At 34.6% G+C, this 1,007-nt stretch carries 3 protein-coding genes; all 3 read right to left on the reverse strand.

The features are described 5' to 3' along the window. Nucleotides 1–51 precede the first annotated feature (51 nt). Nucleotides 52–414 (reverse strand): DUF5615 family PIN-like protein, encoded by a 363-nt coding sequence (locus J7J01_05500; protein ID MCD6210331.1) that lies wholly within the window; start codon nucleotides 412–414, stop codon nucleotides 52–54. Beyond that, nucleotides 411–626, reverse strand: a complete 216-nt coding sequence (locus J7J01_05505) for a DUF433 domain-containing protein (GenBank protein ID MCD6210332.1) — start codon at nucleotides 624–626, stop codon at nucleotides 411–413. Before J7J01_05505 ends, J7J01_05500 begins: the two co-directional genes overlap by 4 nt. A 177-nt stretch (nucleotides 627–803) precedes the next feature. Continuing rightward, nucleotides 804–1,007, reverse strand: a 204-nt coding sequence (locus tag J7J01_05510; protein MCD6210333.1) for a hypothetical protein, incomplete at its 5' end; no start/stop codon positions are given.

Here is a 1,007-nt window from a genome sequence, read left to right on the forward strand (position 1 = left end):
TCTGGTCTGTTTGGTCTATTTCGTTGATCTGGTTGATTTTGTTCATCTAGTTTACCTGGTGCGTGGGGGCCTAATTTTTAGGCTTTTCTTATATAATGTAACAAATGAACCTTTTATTTCAGTAAGGTTACAAGTCTTTAAAAATTTAAAGACAATGTCTACTTCTTCGTTGGACTTTAAATTTCCATGTCTTATATAGACAATTCCTTCTGTCTTTTCTGGTGGATATCGAAGAGAATTTGTAAAGTGATAGTCTCTGGTTATAAGAATTGCCTTTTCCTTAATAGCCATTTCATAAATACTTTGGTCCTTTATAGAGGCATATTCTTCAGCTATTGCAATAACGTTATATCCTAGCGCCCTTAATTTCCTTACAACACTAAAGCTTACATTTTCATCAACTATAAATTTCATAAAGCCACAACTTTTTCTGTAGCAAGATAGGAGGCATATTCAAGACAAGCTAAAATATCCTCACGGGTGATTTTGGGAAAATTCTTTAGTATCTCTTCATAATTCTCTCCGGCTGCTAAATGACTAAGAATAATGTGTACAGGAATCCTTGTACCCCTTATACAAGGTTCACCTCCACATATTTCTGGGTCTATAACAATTCGTTCATTCATAATTACCTCTTCTTCTCAAAGGTAATTGTAATTTTATTATTTTTCTATCATGAGGGTCAAGTTTTGATTTTGAATTTGTTCATTAATCTGGGATTTGGTCTATCGGCGTAAGGTGTGAGGCGTGAGGCGTGAAATGTGAGGTGTTTTTTTAACACTTTACTTCTAACGATTTACGTTTTACGGTTTGTCTGGTTTGTCTGGTTTTGGCAATAACTCTTCTATTTCCTTTACTTCTTTAGCAATTTCAATAGATTCTTTTATAGACCTTAATTTGTCCATATTATCTATTTTGGTTATTTGGGGATATAGCCTAAGTCCCTTTGTCCCAAACCTCAATTTTAGGCCCAACTCAATTGCCTCTAAAAGCCCCTGTCTTATCCC

It is taken from the genome of Methanophagales archaeon (assembly GCA_021159465.1).
Lineage (GTDB): Archaea > Halobacteriota > Syntropharchaeia > Alkanophagales > Methanospirareceae > G60ANME1.

Coding starts and splice junctions, on each gene's coding strand:
- J7J01_05500 (MCD6210331.1), bottom strand. CDS start 414: ATGAAATTTATAGTTGATGAAAATGTAAGCTTTAGTGTTGTAAGGAAA.
- J7J01_05505 (MCD6210332.1), bottom strand. CDS start 626: ATGAATGAACGAATTGTTATAGACCCAGAAATATGTGGAGGTGAACCT.